The sequence below is a fragment of the Rhodococcus aerolatus genome (assembly GCF_054783215.1).
This window is the reverse complement of the sequence record NZ_BAAGQZ010000029.1, coordinates 20,974-39,131: the sequence shown is the minus strand read 5'-3', so window position 1 is coordinate 39,131 and position 18,158 is coordinate 20,974. Positions and strand designations below refer to the sequence as shown.

15 protein-coding genes are annotated in these 18,158 nt (G+C 77.5%); 5 read left to right on the top strand and 10 right to left on the bottom strand.

Annotated elements, in window-relative coordinates:
- Window positions 1-15 precede the first annotated feature (15 nt).
- From ACYVOF_RS11295 to ACYVOF_RS11285, 3 genes are all read left to right on the top strand, one after another.
- On the top strand, window positions 16-165 hold the full coding sequence (locus tag ACYVOF_RS11295; RefSeq protein WP_460866523.1) for a DUF5679 domain-containing protein: 150 nt from the start codon (window positions 16-18) through the stop codon (window positions 163-165).
- Between the two features lie 81 nt (window positions 166-246).
- A complete protein-coding gene (locus tag ACYVOF_RS11290; RefSeq protein WP_460866521.1) occupies window positions 247-1,125 on the top strand; it encodes a hypothetical protein in 879 nt (292 codons plus the stop codon).
- A 55-nt stretch (window positions 1,126-1,180) separates the two neighbouring features.
- The gene (locus tag ACYVOF_RS11285) at window positions 1,181-2,503 is read left to right on the top strand and encodes an ABC1 kinase family protein (protein ID WP_460866854.1); all 1,323 of its coding nucleotides are present in this window, start codon (window positions 1,181-1,183) and stop codon (window positions 2,501-2,503) included.
- A gap of 51 nt (window positions 2,504-2,554) precedes the next feature.
- Here the strand turns inward: ACYVOF_RS11285 and ACYVOF_RS11280 are convergent, their stop codons facing one another.
- From ACYVOF_RS11280 to ACYVOF_RS11270, 3 genes are all read right to left on the bottom strand, one after another.
- Window positions 2,555-2,722 (bottom strand): hypothetical protein, encoded by a 168-nt coding sequence (locus ACYVOF_RS11280; protein WP_460866519.1) that lies wholly within the window; start codon window positions 2,720-2,722, stop codon window positions 2,555-2,557.
- A gap of 49 nt (window positions 2,723-2,771) precedes the next feature.
- On the bottom strand, window positions 2,772-3,062 hold the full coding sequence (locus ACYVOF_RS11275) for a WhiB family transcriptional regulator (protein WP_460866517.1): 291 nt from the start codon (window positions 3,060-3,062) through the stop codon (window positions 2,772-2,774).
- Between the two features lie 488 nt (window positions 3,063-3,550).
- The gene (locus tag ACYVOF_RS11270; RefSeq protein ID WP_460866853.1) at window positions 3,551-5,668 is read right to left on the bottom strand and encodes an ATP-dependent DNA helicase UvrD2; all 2,118 of its coding nucleotides are present in this window, start codon (window positions 5,666-5,668) and stop codon (window positions 3,551-3,553) included.
- 219 nt (window positions 5,669-5,887) lie between these two features.
- Between ACYVOF_RS11270 and ACYVOF_RS11265 the strand changes: the two genes are divergently transcribed.
- Window positions 5,888-6,127: a mycoredoxin gene (locus ACYVOF_RS11265; RefSeq protein ID WP_460866851.1), complete on the top strand. Its 240-nt coding sequence runs from the start codon at window positions 5,888-5,890 to the stop codon at window positions 6,125-6,127.
- 6 nt (window positions 6,128-6,133) lie between these two features.
- Here ACYVOF_RS11265 and nudC read toward each other — a convergent pair whose 3' ends face one another.
- From nudC to ACYVOF_RS11240, 5 genes are read right to left on the bottom strand one after another with little or no spacing between them, the layout of a single operon-like run.
- A complete protein-coding gene (gene nudC / locus ACYVOF_RS11260) occupies window positions 6,134-7,099 on the bottom strand; it encodes an NAD(+) diphosphatase (RefSeq protein ID WP_460866515.1) in 966 nt (321 codons plus the stop codon).
- Window positions 7,096-8,496 (bottom strand): M16 family metallopeptidase, encoded by a 1,401-nt coding sequence (locus ACYVOF_RS11255; protein WP_460866513.1) that lies wholly within the window; start codon window positions 8,494-8,496, stop codon window positions 7,096-7,098. Before ACYVOF_RS11255 ends, nudC begins: the two co-directional genes overlap by 4 nt.
- Window positions 8,493-9,611, bottom strand: a complete 1,119-nt coding sequence (locus tag ACYVOF_RS11250) for a M16 family metallopeptidase (protein WP_460866512.1) — start codon at window positions 9,609-9,611, stop codon at window positions 8,493-8,495. Before ACYVOF_RS11250 ends, ACYVOF_RS11255 begins: the two co-directional genes overlap by 4 nt.
- On the bottom strand, window positions 9,611-9,790 hold the full coding sequence (locus ACYVOF_RS11245; protein WP_460866510.1) for a hypothetical protein: 180 nt from the start codon (window positions 9,788-9,790) through the stop codon (window positions 9,611-9,613). The genes ACYVOF_RS11250 and ACYVOF_RS11245 overlap by 1 nt, the downstream gene beginning before the upstream one ends.
- Window positions 9,791-9,819: 29 nt before the next feature.
- On the bottom strand, window positions 9,820-10,854 hold the full coding sequence (locus ACYVOF_RS11240; protein WP_460866508.1) for a potassium channel family protein: 1,035 nt from the start codon (window positions 10,852-10,854) through the stop codon (window positions 9,820-9,822).
- 139 nt (window positions 10,855-10,993) lie between these two features.
- Here ACYVOF_RS11240 and ACYVOF_RS11235 point away from each other — a divergent pair, with 139 nt between their 5' ends.
- Window positions 10,994-11,407 carry a DoxX family protein gene (locus tag ACYVOF_RS11235; protein ID WP_460866507.1) on the top strand — a complete coding sequence of 138 codons (414 nt, stop codon included), beginning with the start codon at window positions 10,994-10,996 and terminating at the stop codon, window positions 11,405-11,407.
- On the opposite strand, the gene ACYVOF_RS11230 is transcribed toward ACYVOF_RS11235, so the two are convergent.
- Together ACYVOF_RS11230 and ACYVOF_RS11225 are read right to left on the bottom strand one after the other, a co-directional pair.
- The gene (locus ACYVOF_RS11230; RefSeq protein ID WP_460866505.1) at window positions 11,404-14,748 is read right to left on the bottom strand and encodes an ATP-dependent helicase; all 3,345 of its coding nucleotides are present in this window, start codon (window positions 14,746-14,748) and stop codon (window positions 11,404-11,406) included. The two genes, ACYVOF_RS11235 and ACYVOF_RS11230, sit on opposite strands and share 4 nt — an antisense overlap.
- Window positions 14,745-18,143: an ATP-dependent helicase gene (locus ACYVOF_RS11225; RefSeq protein WP_460866502.1), complete on the bottom strand. Its 3,399-nt coding sequence runs from the start codon at window positions 18,141-18,143 to the stop codon at window positions 14,745-14,747. The genes ACYVOF_RS11230 and ACYVOF_RS11225 overlap by 4 nt, the downstream gene beginning before the upstream one ends.
- Window positions 18,144-18,158 lie beyond the last annotated feature (15 nt).

Below are 18,158 nucleotides of genomic sequence, written 5' to 3'. Positions count from 1 at the left end.
CAGGAGGACAGAACCATGGCCGACACCTACAACGGCTACTGCGTGAAGTGCCGCGAGAAGCGGGACTTCGACGGCGAGGTCAGCGAGACCAACGGCCGCCGGATGGCCAAGGGCACCTGCCCGGTGTGCGGCACCAAGATGAACCGGATCCTCGGCAAGGCCTGACCCCGAGCGGCCCGGCGGGCCTGTGGACAACCCCGTCGGACCGGCTCGTCGGGCGGGAGCGGTGTGCGAGGGTCCCCGGCCATGACGACCTCGACGTCCGCACCCCCCGCCCCGGCCCCTACGCCGCTGGACCCGGCCCCCGTGCTGCGCGCCGGGGTGCCCGTGGTGGCGCGGGGTGCGGGCGCGGTGCAGGTCGGCTGGGACCCCGAGCGGGCGCTGCTCCTCGAGCTCGGTCCCGGCGGGGACGGCCCGGGGCTGCGTGACCTGCTCCGCTCGCTCGACGGCTCGCGCTCCGCGCCCGAGTGCCGGCTCGCAGCGGCCCGGCTCGGGCTGCCCGCGCCGGAGTGGACGGCGCTGCTGACGAGCCTGCGCGACGCCGACCTCGTCCAGCGCACCACCGCGGCGCCGCCGTCGACCGTCCTGCTGCACGGCGAGGGCCCGCTCACCGCCCTGCTCACCCGCTGGCTGCCGGGGCCCACCACCGTCGTGCGGCGCAGCCGCCACCGGCTGCCCGACCAGCTCGACGAGAGCACCCCGCCCGCGCTGGTGGTGCTGGCCGACGCCCTCGTGACCGAGCCCCGGGTGTGCGCGGAGCTGGTGGCCGCGCGGGTGCCGCACCTGCCGGTGCTGCTGCGGGACGGCACGGGGCTCGTCGGCCCGCTCGTGCTGCCCGGGCGCAGCGCGTGCCTGCGCTGCACCGACCTGCACCGCCGCGACCTCGACCCGGCCTGGCCGCTGGTGGCCGCCCAGCTGCTGGGCCGCACCGGAGCGGCCGGGCCCGGCACGCTGCGCGCCACGGCCGCGCTGGCCTGCGCGCAGGTCGAGGCCGTGCTCGCCGGCCCGGCCGGGCCCGCCCCGGCGAGCCTCGGGGCGACGCTGACGGCCGACCTGGGCGGCGGCGGGGTGCCGCGCCGGCCGTGGCGGCCGCACCCCGACTGCGGGTGCGGGGCGTGGGCCTGAGCTGGCGGCCCGGGCCGGGCGGGGCACGCTGCGCCCGCGCGGCCGGACGGGGATGATGGGGGGCGTGTCCGACATACCCCGCAACTCCACCGCGCGCACCGCGAAGCTGGCGAGCCTCCCGCTCGGCTACGCGGGCCGCACCGCGGCGGGGTGGGGCAAGCGGCTCGCCGGGCGCAGCAGCGAGCAGGTCAGCGCGGAGATGAGCCGGCGCACCGCCGAGCAGCTGTTCGAGGTGCTCGGCGAGCTCAAGGGCGGGGCCATGAAGTTCGGCCAGGCGCTCAGCGTCTTCGAGGCCGCGGTGCCCGACGAGATGGCCGAGCCCTACCGGGCGGCGCTGACCAAGCTGCAGTCGGCGGCCCCGCCGATGCCCGCGGCCACGGTGCACCGCGTGCTGGCCGAGCAGCTCGGCTCCGGCTGGCGCGACCGCTTCGCCTCGTTCGACGACTCCCCGGCGGCGTCGGCCAGCATCGGCCAGGTGCACCGGGCGGTGTGGGCCGACGGCCGGGAGGTCGCCGTCAAGGTGCAGTACCCGGGGGCCGACGAGGCGCTGCGCTCGGACCTGCGCCAGCTGCAGCGCTTCTCCCGCCTCATCTCCGCGGTGATGAACGGCCTCGACGCCAAGGCCCTGGTCCAGGAGCTCCGCGACCGCATGGTCGAGGAGCTCGACTACCGCAGCGAGGCCGACAACCAGCGCGCCTTCGCCGCCGAGTTCGCCGGCGACCCCGACTTCCTCGTGCCCGCCGTGGTGGCCAGCGCCCCGAAGGTCGTCGTCAGCGAGTGGGTCACCGGCACCCCGCTGGCGACGGTCATCGCCGAGGGCACCCAGGAGGAGCGCGACCACGCCGGCATGGCCCTGGCCCTGTTCCACTACTCCTCGCCGGCCCGCATCGGCCTGCTGCACTCCGACCCGCACCCGGGCAACTTCATGGTCGCGCCCGACGGCCGGCTCATCATCATCGACTTCGGCGCCGTCGCGCACCTGCCCGACGGCCTGCCCTACACCCTCGGTCTGATGACGCGGCTGGCGATGGAGCAGCGCCCGGACGAGCTGATGGAGCTGCTGCGCTCGGAAGGCTTCCTGCGCCCGGGTTTCGAGGTCGAGCCACAGGCCATCATGGACTTCCTCGGGCCCTTCGTGGAGCCCATGCGCAGCGAGGTCTTCCACTTCACCCGTGCCTGGATGCAGCACGAGGCCGCCCGGGTCGGGGACGTGCGCAGCGAGGAGTTCCAGCTGGGCATGGCCCTGAACCTGCCCCCGCAGTACCTGCTCATCCACCGGGTGACGCTGGGCTCGGTCGGCATCCTGTGCCAGCTCGGGGCCGAGGGCCCGTTCCGCGAGATCATGACGACGTGGGCGCCGGGCGTCGTCGCCGACTGAGCGCGGTCGCACCCGCCCCCGGTGCCGGGGGCGGGTGCGACCTGCGGCGTGCTACCCGAGCGAGCTGACGGCCCGGCGGCGGGCGTAGTCGGCCACCCGGTGCCAGCGCTGCGACGTGCGGGCACGGCGCACCTCGGCGACGCGCCGCTGCTGGGCGGCGCGGGCGTGCGCGGTGGCCACCCGCTCCCGGGCCAGCTGCTCGGCCAGTGCGTGGGTCATGACGGTCTCCTCATCGTTCTGCGGTGCTCGGTGGTGGCGCGGCCCGGGCTCAGGCCGCGTCCTTGCGTGGCCTGCCCCGGGGCCGCTTGCGGGCGACGACGACGCCGCGGTCGAGGATCTCCCCGCCCCACACGCCCCACGGCTCGGCGCGGTCCAGCGCCAGCTCGAGGCAGCGGCTGCGCACCGGGCAGTCGGTGCACAGCGCCTTGGCCTGCTCCAGCTCGGCCGGGGACTCGGCGAACCAGAGGTCGGCGTCCTCGGCCACCCGGCAGGGCAGCCGTCGGGCCGTCGGCCCCTCCGGGGGCGTGGTCCCGGAGGTGGTGGTCGTCGCGGTGGTCACGTTCTCTCCCTGTGGATCTCGCGTGCGGTGGTGCGGTCGGGTGGCGGTGCCGACGGCCTGCTCGCTGCACGAGAGAGGCCACGGATCCGCGTCGTCAGCGGGTCCGTGGCCTGAGGTGACCAGGGTGGAGCGGACCCGCTAGGGGCCGGCTCCGCGCACGGACGCGCGAGCTGCGTACGCCGTCTCGGCGCCGGGGAGGGCCCCCGGCACCCGGCGGACGGCGCGGGCGGACTGCGGTGCTGCGGCGCGCAGACGCGCGGCGGCAGCGGTGGTCATCGCCGGATCGACGACGGCGGCGGTGCAGATGATGTTCTCCATGACTGGACCTGCCTCTCGTCGTGCCGGGCGGGCCTGGTGCCCGCGTGCTGGGGTCGAGGGTAGGACGGGGACCACGGGGGCCACAACCCATTTACGACCTGCGGTGATGCCCCGTGCGGGGCCTGCTGCATGCAGCCGGCTACCTGCGCGCCGGCACGCGGACCGGGCGGTCAGTCGGCGGCGGGGGTGGGGGTCTCGCCGCGGACCAGGGCGAGGACGTCGGCCCCGAAGCGCTCCAGCTTGGCCGCACCGATGCCGGGGATCGCGACCAGTCCCGCGTCGTCCGCGGGCTTCTGCTCCGCGATCGCGGTCAGGGTCGCGTCGGTGAACACCACGTACGCGGGCACCTTGAGCTCACCGGACCGGCCACGCCGCCACTCCCGCAACGACTCCAGCAGCTCGTCGTCCACGTCGGACTCGCACGTGACGCAGCGGCCCAGCTTGGTGGCCATGGCCCCGACCAGCGGGGAGCCGCACACCCGGCACCGGCCCCGCTTGGTCGAGCGGCCGGCGGACGCGGGCTGGGCGAGGCGGGAGGCGGGGTGGTCGTCGGGCACCAGGCCGTGCAGGAAGCGCGAGCGCCGCCGGGACCTGCGCCCCCCGGGGTTGCGGGCGAGCGCCCAGGACAGCACCAGGTGCACCCGCGCCCGGGTGACGCCGACGTAGAGCAGGCGCCGCTCCTCCTCCACCGCGGCCTCCTCGGCCGCGCCGCCCTCGCCGAGGGCGTGCTGGACGGGCAGGGTGCCCTCGACCAGCCCGACGAGGAACACCGCGTCCCACTCCAGGCCCTTCGCGGCGTGCAGGGACGCCAGCGTCACCCCCGCCACCGTCGGGGGGTGGCGGGCCTCGGCGCGGGCGCCCAGCTCACGGACCAGGGCGGTGAGGTCGGCGGCCGGGTCGGCGGCACGCAGCTCGTCGACCACCTCGACGAGGGCGCGCAGCGACTCCCAGCGGTCCCGCGCCGCACCGCCGGCGGGGGCCTGCGCCGCGAGACCCAGCGGCTCGAGCAGCGCCCGGACGGTCTCGGCGAGGTCGGCCGGGGCGCCGTCCTCCCCCGCCGCGCCGACCCCCTGCTGCTCGGCCTGGCGCAGCGCGCCCACGGCCTGGCGCACCTCGGGCCGGGTGAAGAACTGGTCCCCGCCGCGCACCTGGTACGGGATGCCCGCCTCGGTCAGCGCCTGCTCGTGGACCTCGGACTGGGCGTTGATCCGGTAGAGCACCGCGATCTCCGACGCCGGCGTGCCCGCGGCGATGAGCTCGCCGATGCGCCGGGCGGTGTCGGCGGCCTCGGCGGCCTCGTCGTCGTGCTCGGCGTAGTCGGGCACCGGGCCCGGGGGGCGCTGCCCGACGAGCTGCAGCCGGCTGCCGGCGATGCGGCCGCGGGCGGCGCCGATGACCCGGTTGGCCAGCGACACCACCTGCGGGGTGGAGCGGTAGTCGCGCTCGAGGCGGACGACGGCCGCCTCGGGGAAGCGGCGGGAGAAGTCGAGCAGGTAGCGCGGGGTGGCCCCGGTGAACGAGTAGATCGTCTGGTTGGCGTCGCCCACCACCGTCAGGTCGTCCCGCTCGCCGACCCACGCGTCGAGCACCCGCTGCTGCAGCGGGGTGACGTCCTGGTACTCGTCGACGACGAAGCAGCGGTAGCGGTCCCGGAACTCCGAGGCCACCCGCTCGTCGTTCTCCAGGGCGGCCGCGGTGTGCAGCAGCAGGTCGTCGAAGTCGAGCATGGCGGTGCCGGTGCGCTCGGCGCTCTTGAGCTCCTCGTACCCCGCGTAGACGGCGGCGACCTGCTCGGCCGAGCCGGGCGGGTCCCGGTGCGCGCGGGCGGCGGCGGCCGGGTAGTCCTCCGCCGCGACGAGCGAGGCCTTGGCCCACTCGATCTCCCCGGCGAGGTCGCGGACCGACTCCGTCGTGGTGGGGGCGCCGGCCCGGTTGGCGGCCTGGGCGACGGCGGTGAACTTGCGGTCCATCAGCTGCCAGGGGGTGTCCCCCACCACCTGCGGCCAGAAGTAGCGGAGCTGGCGCATCGCGGCCGCGTGGAAGGTCCGCGCCTGCACCTGCCCGCCCCCGGCCCGCTCGACGCCCAGGGCCCGCAGCCGGGTGCGCATTTCGCCGGCCGCCCGGGAGGTGAACGTGACGGCGAGGACCTGCCCCGGGGCGACGTGGCCGTGCTCGACGAGGTGGGCGATGCGGCGGGTGATGGTGCGCGTCTTGCCGGTGCCCGCGCCGGCCAGGACGCAGACCGGCCCGCGCGGGGCCAGGACGGCCTCGGACTGCTGCGGGTCCATCCCGTCGACCGGCTGCGTGCTCACCGGACCATCCTCCCAGCCGGGCCCGACAGCCCGGTGCGGCGGGGAGCGGTGCCGGTAGCGTCGGCGGGCGTGACCTGGGTGACCCTCGCGGCCGTCGTCGCGCTGTTCGTGGCGCTGCCGTTCGTGCTGCTGCGGGCGCCGTGGATGCAGGACCGGCCCGGGAAGGGTGCGCCGCCCCGCGGTGTTGAGCCGGGCATGGCTGACTTCACGATCTACTCGACCACCTGGTGCGGCTTCTGCCGCCGCCTCAAGACCCAGCTCGACGCGGCGGGCATCGCCTACGACGAGGTCGACATCGAGCGCGACCCGGAGGCGGCGTCCTTCGTCGAGGGCGTGAACCGGGGCAACCAGGTCGTGCCCACGCTCAAGTTCGCCGACGGCACCACCGCGACCAACCCGACCTTCGACGAGGTCAAGGCCAAGATCGCGGCCTGACCGGCGTCAGCCGGCGTCGGCCCAGGCCTCGAGCATCTTGCGGGCGATCGAGATCGAGCCCGGCAGCAGGAGCGCGGGACGCTCGCCCGGGTCGACGTCGTCGAGGGACACCCACTCGCCCAGCGCCAGCGCCTCGCGCACCTGCTCGCGGGTGAACCAGTGGGCCTCGGCGATCTCCGCCTCCTCGGGGACGACCTGCTGCGACGGGTCCGCGGTGGCGTGGAACCCCAGCATGATCGAGCGCGGGAACGGCCAGGGCTGGCTGCCGAGGTAGCGCAGGTGCTGGATCGTCACCCCGACCTCCTCCTCGATCTCCCGGTGCACGCACGCCTCGAGGGACTCCCCGGCCTCGACGAAGCCCGCGAGCACCGAGAACCGGCCCTGCGGCCACACGTTCTGCCTTCCCAGCAGCACCTGGTCGGCGCCGTCGTGGACCAGGCAGATGATGGCCGGGTCGGTCCGCGGGTACTCGTCGCGGCCGCACACCGTGCACTGCCGGGTCCACCCGGCGTGCTGCGGGACCGTGCTGCCGCCGCACACCGCGCAGAAGCCGGCCATGGCGTGCCAGGTCAGCGCGGCCACCGCCGTCGTCAGCAGGCCGGCCTGGGTGTCGTCGAGCAGCGCGCCCACCGCCCGCAGCTCGCTGCGCTCCTGGCCCTCGGACAGCTCGAGCTCGCGCACCGGCACCGCCCACACCGCCCGGCCGCCGCCCACGCCCTCCTCGCCGAGCACGACCGCCTCGGCGGGCGGGCGCACGTCGTGGTCGATCGCGTCGGTGAGCACCAGCGACCCCCCGGCCGTGGCCACGCCCATCCGCCGGTCCACCTTGAGCAGCGACGCCTCGCGCCAGCTCCGGGAGGTGGCCTCGGCGTCGTGGCGCACCGCGTCGCCCCGCGTGGTCGTCGACCGCGACAGCAGCGGCGTCTCGTCGAGGGTGAAGTCCCCCGGGGTGGTTCCCTGCACGGCGGTCACGCGGTCGTCTCCTGCTCGGTCGTCTGCTCGGTCGTCGGGTCGGTCTGTGCCACGGGTCCCAGCGCGGCGAGCGGGCCGGCGAGCTCCGCCGCGTCGCCCTGCACCACGGTGACGAAGCGCGACGGGGCGAACAGCCGCGCCGCGGCAGCGCGCACGTCGTCGGCGGTCGTGGCGGCCAGCCGGGCGGGGTGCGTGCGCACCCAGTCCACGTCCAGGCCCAGCGGGACCAGCCGGGACAGGTTGCTCGCCATGCCCGCCTGGGTGGCCAGGCCCATCGTCAGCGACCCCACGGCGTAGCGGCGGGCGGCGTCGACCTCGTCGTCGGTGGGCGGCGCGGTGAGCATGCGGCCCAGCTCGTAGCGGGTCTCCCACAGCGCCGCCGCCGTGGTCTCCCGCGCCGTGTCGAGCTCGACGGTGAGCAGCGTGCCCGCCGTGGTCGCGTCGAAGCCGGAGTGCGCGCCGTAGGTGAGGCCCTTGTCCTCCCGGACGTTCTCGACCAGGCGTGAGGAGAAGTACCCGCCCAGCACCAGGTTGGCCAGCTGCGCGGCCGGGTAGGTCGGGTCGTGCCGGGACACCCCGTCGGCGACGAGGCGCACCTGGGACTGCACCGCACCGGGCCGGTCCAGCAGCTCCAGCGGCCCGGGCGGCGGGGTCCGCCACGGGGGCAGCGTGGTCGCGGTGCCGGTGGCGGTCCACCCGGCCAGCGCCTGCGCCACCCGCTCCAGCGTGCGGGCCGGGCGCAGGTCACCCACCAGGACCAGCAGCGAGCCCGCGGGCAGCACCGAGCGGCGGTGCATCGTGCGCACCGCGGCGGCGGACACCGCGGCCACGTCGGCCGAGGCGGGCATCTCGTGCACCGACGGGTGCTCGCCGAGGGCGCGGCGCAGCAGGGCCTCGCGCACCGCGACCCCGGGGCGGGACCGGGCCACGTCGAGGCGCTCCACCAGCCGGTCGCGCTCGCCCTCGACCTGCCGGCCGGGGAAGGTCGCGGCGGTGAGGACGTCGGCGAGGACCTCCAGCGCCCGGGGCAGGCCCTCGGCGAGGACGGCGGCGCCGAGGCTGAGCCGCTCCGGGTCCACCGCCACCGCCAGCTCGCCGCCGACGGCCGCGAGCTCGGTGTCGACGTCCCACCGGCTGCGGGTGGCGGTGCCCGCGGTCAGGGTGGCGGCCAGCAGCTCGGCCCGGGCGGCGTGGGTGCGGTGGGTGCCGGCCAGCGGCACGACCAGGCGCAGCTCGACCATGGGCACGCCGGCGCGGCGCACGGCCACCACCCGCAGCCCCGAGTCCAGCGTGGCCTCGGCCAGGGACGGCTTGCGGGCGACGCGCTGGCGGTCCAGCGGCGGCAGCGGGCGCGGGCCGGTGGCCGTGGTGGCGATCTCCTCGGGCGTGCGCGTCACGGCTGCGCCCCCGGGCGGACCTCGAGCACGGCGCGCGCGTCGGGGGACAGGGCCGCGGCCGCGGCGGCGACCTGCTCGGGGGTGACGGCGGCCAGCAGCCCGGGCAGCTCGGCGCCCAGCGTGGGCCTGCCGTGCAGCAGCTCGGCCGAGCCCAGGTCCAGCGCCCGGCTCACCACCCGGTCGTCCTGGCGGTAGGTGCCCGCCCGCCACCGGGCCACCACCCCGGCCAGCTCCTCGGGCGAGGGGCCGTCGGCGGCGAGGACGGCCAGCTCGGCGTCGACGGCGTCGAGCACCTGCGCGGCGGTGGTCGTGGCCGGGTGGACCGCGGTGAGCACGAACGGGTCCGGGTCGCGGGCGTCGAGCGGCTCGCCGAACAGCCCGCACCCGGCGCTGACGTCGCTGACGAGGCCGTCGCGCTGCACGAGGCTGCGCTGCAGCCGGCTCGCGTCCCCCGCGGTGAGGACCTCGCCCAGCACGACCGCGGCCAGGTAGCCGGGCAGGTCGGTGGCCGGGTCGGGCAGCCGGTACCCGGCGGCGAGCGCGGGCAGCGGGGCCGCCGCGTCGTGCTGCACGCCCCAGCGCGGCGCGGTCAGCGGCGGCTCGGCGAAGGACGGCCGCACCGGGGCCGGGCGGGCGGGGACGTCGCCGAAGTGGGTCTGCACCAGCTCGCGGGTGCGGCCGGGGTCGAGGTCGCCCACCACGGTGAGCACCGCGTTGGCCGGGCAGTAGTACCGGTCGAAGAAGTCGGCGCAGTCGGCGGTGGTCGCCTGCTCGAGGTGGGAGAAGTCGCCGTAGCCGTCGTGGGCGTTGGGGAAGGTGTCGAACAGCACGGGCGGCAGCCAGATCCACGGCAGCCCGCCGTAGGGCCTGCCCAGCACGTTGAGCCGGATCTCCTCCTCGACCACCCCGACCTGGTTGGCCAGGTTCTCCGCGGTGATCCGCGGGGCGCGCATGCGGTCGGCCTCGAGGAACAGCGCCCGCTCCAGCGCCGCGGAGGGGAGCACCTCGAAGTAGTCGGTGTAGTCGGGGTGGGTGGAGCCGTTGAACACCCCGCCGGAGCCCTGCACCACCCGGAAGTGCTCCAGCTTGGGCAGGCTCTCGCTGCCCTGGAACATCAGGTGCTCGAGAGGTGCGCGAACCCGGTGCGGCCCTCGGGCTCCGAGCGGAAGCCGACGTCGTAGTGGACGGCGACCGCCACGACCGGGGCCGTGGTGTCGGCGGAGAGGACGACCCGCAGCCCGTTGTCGAGGACGAACCGGTCGAGGACGGGACGGTCGACCGGGGGTGCTGCCACCGGGCCGACCCTAGACCCGGTCGGGCGGGTCAGCCCGCGTTGCGGATGTAGAGCAGCCGGTCGCCGTTCTCCAGGGAGTCGACCTCCTCGGCGTCCACCCGGTGCAGCACGCCCTCGCGGACCACGCCGAGCACGATGTCGGGCAGGTGGCGCGGCGAGCCGCCGACCTCCGTGCGCTCCACCTCGCGCTCGGCCACGGCGAAGCCGGCGTCCGGGGTGAGCAGGTCCTCCATCATCTCCACCACCGACGGGGTGGTCGTGGCGATGCCCAGCAGCCGGCCGGCGGTCTCCGAGGAGACGACGACCCGGTCGGCGCCGGACTGCCGCAGCAGGTGCACGTTCTCGGCCTCGCGGACCGAGGCGATGATGACCGCGTCCGGGGCCAGCTCGCGGGCGGTGAGCGTGACGAGCACCGCGGTGTCGTCCCGGTTCGTCGCGATGATCACCGACTTGGCCCGGGGCACCCCGGCGATGCGCAGCACGTCCGCCTTGGTCGCCCCGCCGTGCACGGTCACCAGCCCCAGCGAGGCGGCCGAGTCCAGCACGGACGCGTCGGTGTCGACGACCACGATGCCGCCCGGGTCGATGTCGTCGCCCAGCATGGCCGCGACCGCCGAGCGGCCCTTGGTGCCGTAGCCGACGACGACCGTGTGTGCGTGCACCTTCTGCCTCCAGCGCTGGATCTTCAGGGCCTGCCGCGACCGCTCCGTCAGGACCTCGAGGGTGGTGCCGATCAGCACGATGAGGAACAGCACCCGCAGCGGGGTGATCACGATGATGTTGACCAGCCGGGCCGACTGCGTCACCGGGGCGATGTCACCGTAGCCCGTGGTCGACAGCGAGACGGTGGCGTAGTAGACGGCGTCGATGAAGGAGATGCCGTCACCGTTGGTGTCCTTGTAGCCGTTGCGGCCGAGGTAGACGGTGAGCACCGCGACCGCGAGCGCGGCCGTGGCCCCCACCACGCGCTTGAGGATCGCGCGCACCGGGCTGTCGTGGCGCTCCGGGATGCGGATGGTGCCGACGAGGTCGTGCCCGGGCCGGTCGGTGAGGCGGTCGGTCACGGTGGTGCGACCGTGCCGCAGCCGTGACGGCCTGCGGCCGGGCCCCTGGGCCACCGGGTCAGCCCGCGGCCGCGGCGGAGGTGGTCACGGGGCGCCACCCTAACGGTCCCCCGGCCCCGGGGTGGGCGACGATGGGCCGGTGACCGCCGCCCCCGCCGTCCCCGCCCGCCTCCGACCCACCCCGGCCCGCCGCGCGCAGGGGCTGGCGCTGCTGCTGCTCGGTGCCGGTGCCGCCCACCTCGCGGTGCCCGCGCCGTTCGACGCCATGGTGCCGCGGTCGCTGCCCGGCCCAGCACGGCGCTGGACGCAGGCCTCGGGGGTGGCGGAGCTCGTGGTGGGGGCCGGGGTGGCGGCGCCCCGGACCCGGCCCGCGGCGGCGCTGGCCGCGGCCGGGCTGTTCGTGGCAGTGTTCCCCGCCAACGTCGCGATGGCGCGGTCGTGGCAGCGCAGCCCGCGGGTGGGTGGGCTGGCCACCGCGGGGGCGTGGGCCCGGCTGCCGCTGCAGGTGCCGCTGGTGGCGTGGGCGCTGCGGGTGTCCCGGGAGCCCCGCTAGCCGGTGGTGCTCGTGCCGCGGCGCAGGACCTCGCGCAGCCCGTCGAGGTCGAGCAGGTCCGCCGGGGCGAGCGTCACCCCCGCCCGGACGTGGTGGAAGGCCGCCCGCACCCGGTCGAGCCCGACCCCGGCGAGCTCGGCCCAGGCCAGCCGGTAGGCGGCCAGCTGGACCGCGGCCGAGGCCTGCCGGGCCCGCGGCGGGACCGGGCCGGTCTTCCAGTCGACGACGGTGTACCCGCCGTCGGGGTCGGTGAACACCGCGTCCATCCGGCCGCGCAGCAGCACCCCGGAGACGACCATCTCGAACGGCACCTCCACCTCGGTCGGGGTGCGGTCGGCCCACGACGAGGCCAGGAACGCGGCCTGCAGGTCGGCCAGCTCGGAGTCCGGGGCGGCCCCGGTGTCCGCCGCACCCGGCAGGTCCTCGAAGTCGAGCAGCCGGGTCGAGCCGCTGCGCCGCTCCACCCAGGCGTGGAACGCGGTGCCGCGCCGGGCCAGCGGGTTCGGCGCGAAGGGCAGCGGGCGCCGCACCCGGGCGGCCAGCGCGTCGGGGTCCTCGGCCAGCGCCACGAGGGTGCTGACCGAGAGCTGGCCGGGCAGGGTGACCACGCCGCGGCGGGCCCGGCGCTCCGCGCGCTCGGCCAGCAGGGCGTCGACCTCCGCGGCCCAGCCCTCCGCGTCGTCGCCGTCCGCACCGGTCGGGGCCGCGGCCAGGGCGGCGGCCACGGCGACGAGGTCGGCCGTCACCGGGTCGCGGCGGGCCCCGAGCGGCTCGGCCGGCCACGCCGCGGTGTGCTCCCGGGTCAGCACCGGGTTGGCCTCCCCGTCGGCGGGTGCCGCGGCCCACTCCTCGACGTCGCCCCCGGCGCCCTCGACGAGGTCGCGCAGCTCGTCGAGGAACACCGAGGGCCCCTTCGGGGTCGAGCCCGTGGCGCCCCAGTGGTGCCCGGAGAGCAGCAGGGTGTGCTCGGTGCGGGTGACCGCGACGTAGAGCAGCCGGCGCTCCTCCTGCAGCCGACGCTCCTCGACCGCGGCCTCGTGGTCGACGAACGCGGCCTCGAGCTGCTTGCGGTCGGTGCAGCCGGAGACGTCGAGGACGGGGACGCCGACGTCGGAGCCGTCCGCGGCGGGCCCGCCGGGCACCGGGCGCGCCGCGTCCCCGCGCAGGTCCGAGGGGAGCTCGACGGGGTTGCGCAGCCAGCTCGAGGAGCGCTTGGTCGGCGGGAAGACGCCGGTGACCAGGTGCGGGACGGCGACGAGCTGCCACTCCAGGCCCTTGGCGGCGTGCACGGTGAGCACCTGCACCCGGTCGGGCGACACCTCGACCTCGGCGGGGCTCAGGCCGTCCTCCGCGGCCTCGGCGGCCCGCAGGTGGTCGAGCAGGCCCGTCAGGGTGGCGGCCGGGGTGGCCGCCACGTAGCCCGAGACGTGGTCGGCGAACGCGTCGAGCTGGGCGCGGCCCGCGCGGGGCGGCAGGCCCCGCTCGGCGGCCCGGACCATCACCTCGACGTCGACCCCGAGGGTGCGCTCGACGTCGGCGACGAGGTCGGGCAGCGGCTGGGCGGAGCGCTCGCGCAGCTCGGCCACGTCCCGGCCCAGCCGGACCAGGGCCCGGTGGCCGCGGGCGGAGTACCGCTCCGGGCGGCCCGGGTCGGCCAGCGCGTCGGCCAGGCCGGCCAGCTCGGCGTGCTCCCCGGGCAGCGCGGAGTCCACGGCCGCCTGCAGGTCACCGGGCGTGGCGTCGGTGCCGGTGTGCCCGGCGAGCTCCCGGGCGCGCCGCCACAGCGCGACCAGGTCGGCCGCGCCGAGCTGGGCCCGCGCCCCGGTGAGCAGCCGGACCGCGGCGGACCCGGCGAGCGGGTCCGCCACCAGCGCCAGCATGCTGACCACGTCGCGCACCTCGGGGGTGTCGAGCAGCCCGCCGAGGCCGACGACCTCCACCGGCAGCCCCCGGGCCCGCAGCGCCTCGGCCACGCCGCGGGTGTCGGCGCGGCGGCGCACCAGCACGGCCGAGGTGGGCGGCGGCTGCCCCAGGTCGGCCGCGGCGGACCAGCGGGCGGCGACGTGCCCGGCGAGCCAGCCCAGCTCGCCCTCGACGTCGGTGTGCAGGCTGGTGCGGACGTCCCCCGTCGGGGCGCCCGGCCGGGGCCCGAGCTCGGCCACCGGCACCCCGGCCGCCCGCAGGTCCGCCGAGACGCCGTTGGCCACCACCAGCGCCCGGGCGGGGTTGCGCCAGCTGGTCAGCAGCTCGAGGCGGGGTGCGGGGGTGCCGCGGTCGTCGCGGGGGAAGTCGGTGGCGAAGCGGGGCAGGTTGGCCGCCGACGCCCCGCGCCAGCCGTAGATGGACTGGATGGGGTCCCCCACGGCCGTCAGCGCCAGGCCGCGGTCCACCCGACCCCCAGGGCCGGCCCCGAACAGCGCGCGCAGCAGCACCCGCTGGGCGTGCCCGGTGTCCTGGTACTCGTCGAGGAGCACGGCCCGGAACCGGCTGCGCTCCACCTCCCCGACCTCGGGGTGCTCGGCGGCGACCCGGGCGGCGTAGGACATCTGGGTGCCGTGGTCCAGCACGCCCTCCTGGCGCATCGTCGCCCGGAGCTGCTCGAGCAGGGGCAGCAGGGCCAGGCGCTGCTGCTGGGCGGCGAGCACGTCGCGCAGCGCCTTCGTCGGGCCGCCGCGCTGCCGCTCCCCCGCGGGCAGCGTCGCCACCAGCCGCTCGAGCTCGGCGGCAAGGGCCGTCAGCGCGTCCGGGTCGACGAGGTGCTCGGCGAGCTGGCCGGCCAGGCCGAGCAGGCGCTCGGTGACGGTCTCGGGGACCACGTCGAGGTCGAGCGGGGTGTCCCACGTGCTCACGACGCGGTGCGCCAGCTGCCACACCCCGGTCTGGCCGAGGAGCCGGGCCGACGGCTCCACCGGCAGCCGCAGCCCGTGCTCGGCGACCAGGCGCCCGGCGTAGGAGTGGTAGGTGCTCACCGTGGGCTCGTCGGCCAGCACCCGGGCCCGGAGCTCCCCGCTGGGGTCCACCTCGAGCAGGGCCCGGGACCCGGCGAGCATCCGCAGCCGGGTGCGGATGCGGGTGGTGAGCTGCTGCGCGGCCTTGCGGGTGAAGGTCAGCCCCAGCACCTGGTCAGGGGTGACGACGCGGTTCGCGACCAGCCACACCACCCGGTTGGCCATGGTCTCGGTCTTGCCCGCGCCCGCCCCCGCCACGACCAGGGCGGGCCCCACCGGGGCGGCGATGACCGCGGCCTGCTGGGCCGTCGGCGCGGGCAGCCCCAGGGCCGCCGCGATGGCGGCCGGGCTGAGCCCGCGGCGGGCATCGAGGTCCACGACGTCGGCGCTCACCCGCTCACCTGGCGTCCCTCGTCGTGGGCGGGGCAGCTGCTGCGCACGGGGCAGCGCTCGCACCCCGGGTTGACCACGGCCAGGTAGCGCGGGCCCACCGTGGCCGCGGCCGCGCCGGCCACCTGGGCGCGCCAGCGCTGCAGCGCCTCGGCGTCGGGCGCCGGCTGGGTCCGCTCCGTCGCCGACCCGTGCTTGTCCGGCCTGGCCACGTAGAGCAGACGGGCGCCCCCCGTGTCACCGGGGGCGGCGACGGGGACGACCGGGGCGTCGGGGTCGTCGCGGGTCGGGCCGCCGGTGACGGCGCCGCCGAGCCGCAGCGCGAGCTGGTAGGCCGCGAGCTGGGCGTGCTCGGCGGCGTCGTCGTGCGAGACGGCGGTCTTGCCGGTCTTGACGTCGACCACCACGGCGCGGCCCTGCGCGTCCCGCTCCAACCGGTCGATGCGCCCGACGAGCCGCGCGTCGGGCACGGCCGGGGCCGCCTCCCCGGAGTCGTCCGCGTCCTCGGGCACGGGCTGCGTGGGCACCACCACGTCGACGGCCACCTCGAGGCCGACCTCGGTCAGGTCGGCCCGGGTGCTGCGCAGCCAGGTGCGGAAGGTGTCGAGCATGGCGCGGTAGCGCTCCAGCTCGCGCTCGGCGAACCACGGGGCGCCGACGTCGACCGCGCCCCAGCTCTGCCGCAGCACCCGCTCCACCTCGACCGGGTCGGTGCCGGCGGCGAGCGCCTCGACCAGGGAGTGCACCAGGGTCCCCGCCACCGCGGCCACGGCGGAGCCGTCCTCCCCGCCGTGGCGCGAGAGCACCCATCGCAACGGGCAGGTGGCGAGGGTGTCGACGACCGACGGCGAGAGCCGGACCGGGCCGTCCCCCGGCGACCACAGGGGTGCGTCGTCCCCCGTGGTGGCCAGGCCGTACCACCCGGCGGGGTCGGCCCCCGGCACGCCGGCCTCGGCCAGCCGGGCGAGCTGCCGGGCGGCCCGGGCTCGGCGGCCGTCGTCGGGGCCCGCCGGGGAGGCGGCGGAGCCGGCGGGACCGGCGCCCGGGCCGGTGCCGACGACGGCCCGCAGCTCGGCCACGAGCTCGGCGAGGACCAGGCCGCGCGGCGGGGGCGGGTCGGGCACCGCGTCCCCGGCCCCGTCGACCTCGGTGGGGGCGAGGTCGTCGAGGAACCGCGACGGCACGAGGTCGGTGTCCCCGCCCGTGCTGCCGACCGCGGTGACGACGAGCGCGTCGGCGGCGCGGCTGCAGGCGAGCAGGAACAGCCGGCGCTCCTCGGCCAGCACGGGCGCGGTGCGGGAGAGCACCGGCGCGGGCTCGGCGCCGCGGCCCGGTCGCGCGTCGAGCCGGCCGGAGCGGACCAGCTCGACGAGGTCCTCGACGCCGAGCAGGGTGCCGCGGACGCGCAGGTCCGGCCAGAGCCCCTCCTGCACCCCGGCCACGGCCACCACGCGCCACTGCCTGCCCGCGGCGGAGTGCGCGGTGAGCACCGACACCGCCTCCCCCACCCGTCCGGGGGCGCCGGCGTCGGTGGGCAGCTCCTGCTCGCGCAGGTAGTCGACGAAGCCCGCCGGGCTGGCCGCGGGCAGCCGGTCGACGTAGCGGGCGGCGGCGTCGAACAGGGCCACGACCGCGTCGAGGTCCCGGTCGGCCTGCGCCCCCAGCGGCCCGCCCCGCTCCGCGGCCGCGACCCAGCGCTCCTGCGCCTCGGCGGCCCGCCACGCCGCCCACAGCACGTGCTCGACGCCCTGGCCCAGCGCCGCGGTGGCGGCCACGAGGACGCGCTGCACCCGGCGCAGCGGCTCGGCCTCCCGGTCGGCCAGCCCCACCAGCGGGTCCACCACGGCGCCCGGGGCCGCGGCCTCCACCAGCGCGTCGCGCAGCAGCTGCGCGGACTCCCGCGTCCCGTCCGCGGCGAGCTCGAGGCGCCGCACCCCGCGCCGCAGCCGGCGCAGCGCGACGGGGTCGGCGCGGCCCACCGGGGAGGCGAGCAGGCCGAGCGCGTCCTCCGCGGTGACGGAGGCGGGGTCGGTGACCACCCGCAGCACCAGCAGCAGCGCCGCGGCCGCGGGCTGGCGGGCCAGCGGCAGGTCGGTGGCGGGGACCTGGACGGGCACCCCGGCCGCGACCATGGCCCGGCGCAGCACGGGCAGGGAGCGGGCCGTGGACCGGACCAGCACCGCCATCTCCGACCACGGGACGTCGTCGAGCAGGTGGGCTCGGCGCAACGCGTCCGCCACGACCGCGGCCTCCTCGGCCTCGCTGCGCAGCCGGTGCACCACGACCCGGCCGGGCAGCCCGTCGGACCGCACCGTCGCCGGACCGCGGGACGGTGCGGCACCGGGCAGCCGGGCCGAGACCGACGCCACCGCGGCGGCCACGGCGGGGGTGGCGCGGTGGCCGTCGCGCAGCAGCACCCGCGGCCGGTCGGAGCCCAGCAGCGCCTCCGGGTCCGCGCCGCGGAAGCCGAGCACGGCCTGGTCGGGGTCGCCCGCCACCAGCACCTCGTCCGCGCCGTGGCCCAGGACCTCGACGAGCTCGGCCTGCAGCGGGTCGAGCAGCTGGGCGTCGTCGACGAGGAGGTGCCGCACCCGGGCGCGCTCCCCGGCCAGCAGCGCCGGGTCGGTCGCGAACGCGGTCAGGGCCGTGACGACCAGCTCGGCCGCGTCGAGGGCGGGGGCCACCGCCTGGGGCGCGGCCGCCCCGACCGCGCCGCGCAGCAGCATCGACTGCTCGTAACCCGCCCAGAAGCGGCCCGCCGCCACCCACTCCGGGCGGCGGTGCACCCGGCCGGCGCGCAGCAGGTCCTCCGGGCCGAGGCCGCGCTCGGCGGCGCGCAGCAGCAGGTCCCGCAGCTCGCCCGCGAACCCGACCAGGCCCAGCGCCGGGCGCAGCGAGGCGGGCCAGCGACCCGGGTGGTCCGCGGCGTCGAGCACCTCCCCGCGCAGCAGCTCCCGGATGACCGCGTCCTGCTCAGCGGCGGTGATCAGCCGCGGCGGGGGCGCGTCGTGCGCCGCGGCGTGCAGCCGCAGCACCGCGAAGGCGTAGGAGTGCACGGTGCGCACCAGCGGCTCCCGCACCACCCCGCCGTGCCCGGCCGTGGCCCGGGTGAGCTGGGCCCGCACGTCGGCCGCCGCCCGGCGCGACGCGGTGAGCACCAGCACCGAGCCCGGGTCCACCCCCGCCGCGATCCGCGCGGCGGCGACGTCGACCAGCAGGGCCGTCTTGCCCGTCCCGGGACCGCCCTGCACCGTCACCTCGCGGTGCTCCTCGGGCGGGGCGAGCAGCGCGGCGGCCTCGGCGGACCAGGTGTGCACGGGCGACGGCACGGGCGCGGCGGGCACGAAGGCCGCGCGGCGCCGACCCGCGCGCTGTGCCGTGCCCCCCTGGTTGCTCACCCCGGCATGAGACCA

Coding starts and splice junctions, on each gene's coding strand:
- ACYVOF_RS11265 (WP_460866851.1), top strand. CDS start 5,888: ATGGCTGACTTCACGATCTACTCGACCACCTGGTGCGGCTTCTGCCGC.
- ACYVOF_RS11295 (WP_460866523.1), top strand. CDS start 16: ATGGCCGACACCTACAACGGCTACTGCGTGAAGTGCCGCGAGAAGCGG.
- ACYVOF_RS11285 (WP_460866854.1), top strand. CDS start 1,181: ATGGGGGGCGTGTCCGACATACCCCGCAACTCCACCGCGCGCACCGCG.
- ACYVOF_RS11280 (WP_460866519.1), bottom strand. CDS start 2,722: ATGACCCACGCACTGGCCGAGCAGCTGGCCCGGGAGCGGGTGGCCACC.
- ACYVOF_RS11270 (WP_460866853.1), bottom strand. CDS start 5,668: ATGGACCCGCAGCAGTCCGAGGCCGTCCTGGCCCCGCGCGGGCCGGTC.
- ACYVOF_RS11250 (WP_460866512.1), bottom strand. CDS start 9,611: ATGTTCCAGGGCAGCGAGAGCCTGCCCAAGCTGGAGCACTTCCGGGTG.
- ACYVOF_RS11290 (WP_460866521.1), top strand. CDS start 247: ATGACGACCTCGACGTCCGCACCCCCCGCCCCGGCCCCTACGCCGCTG.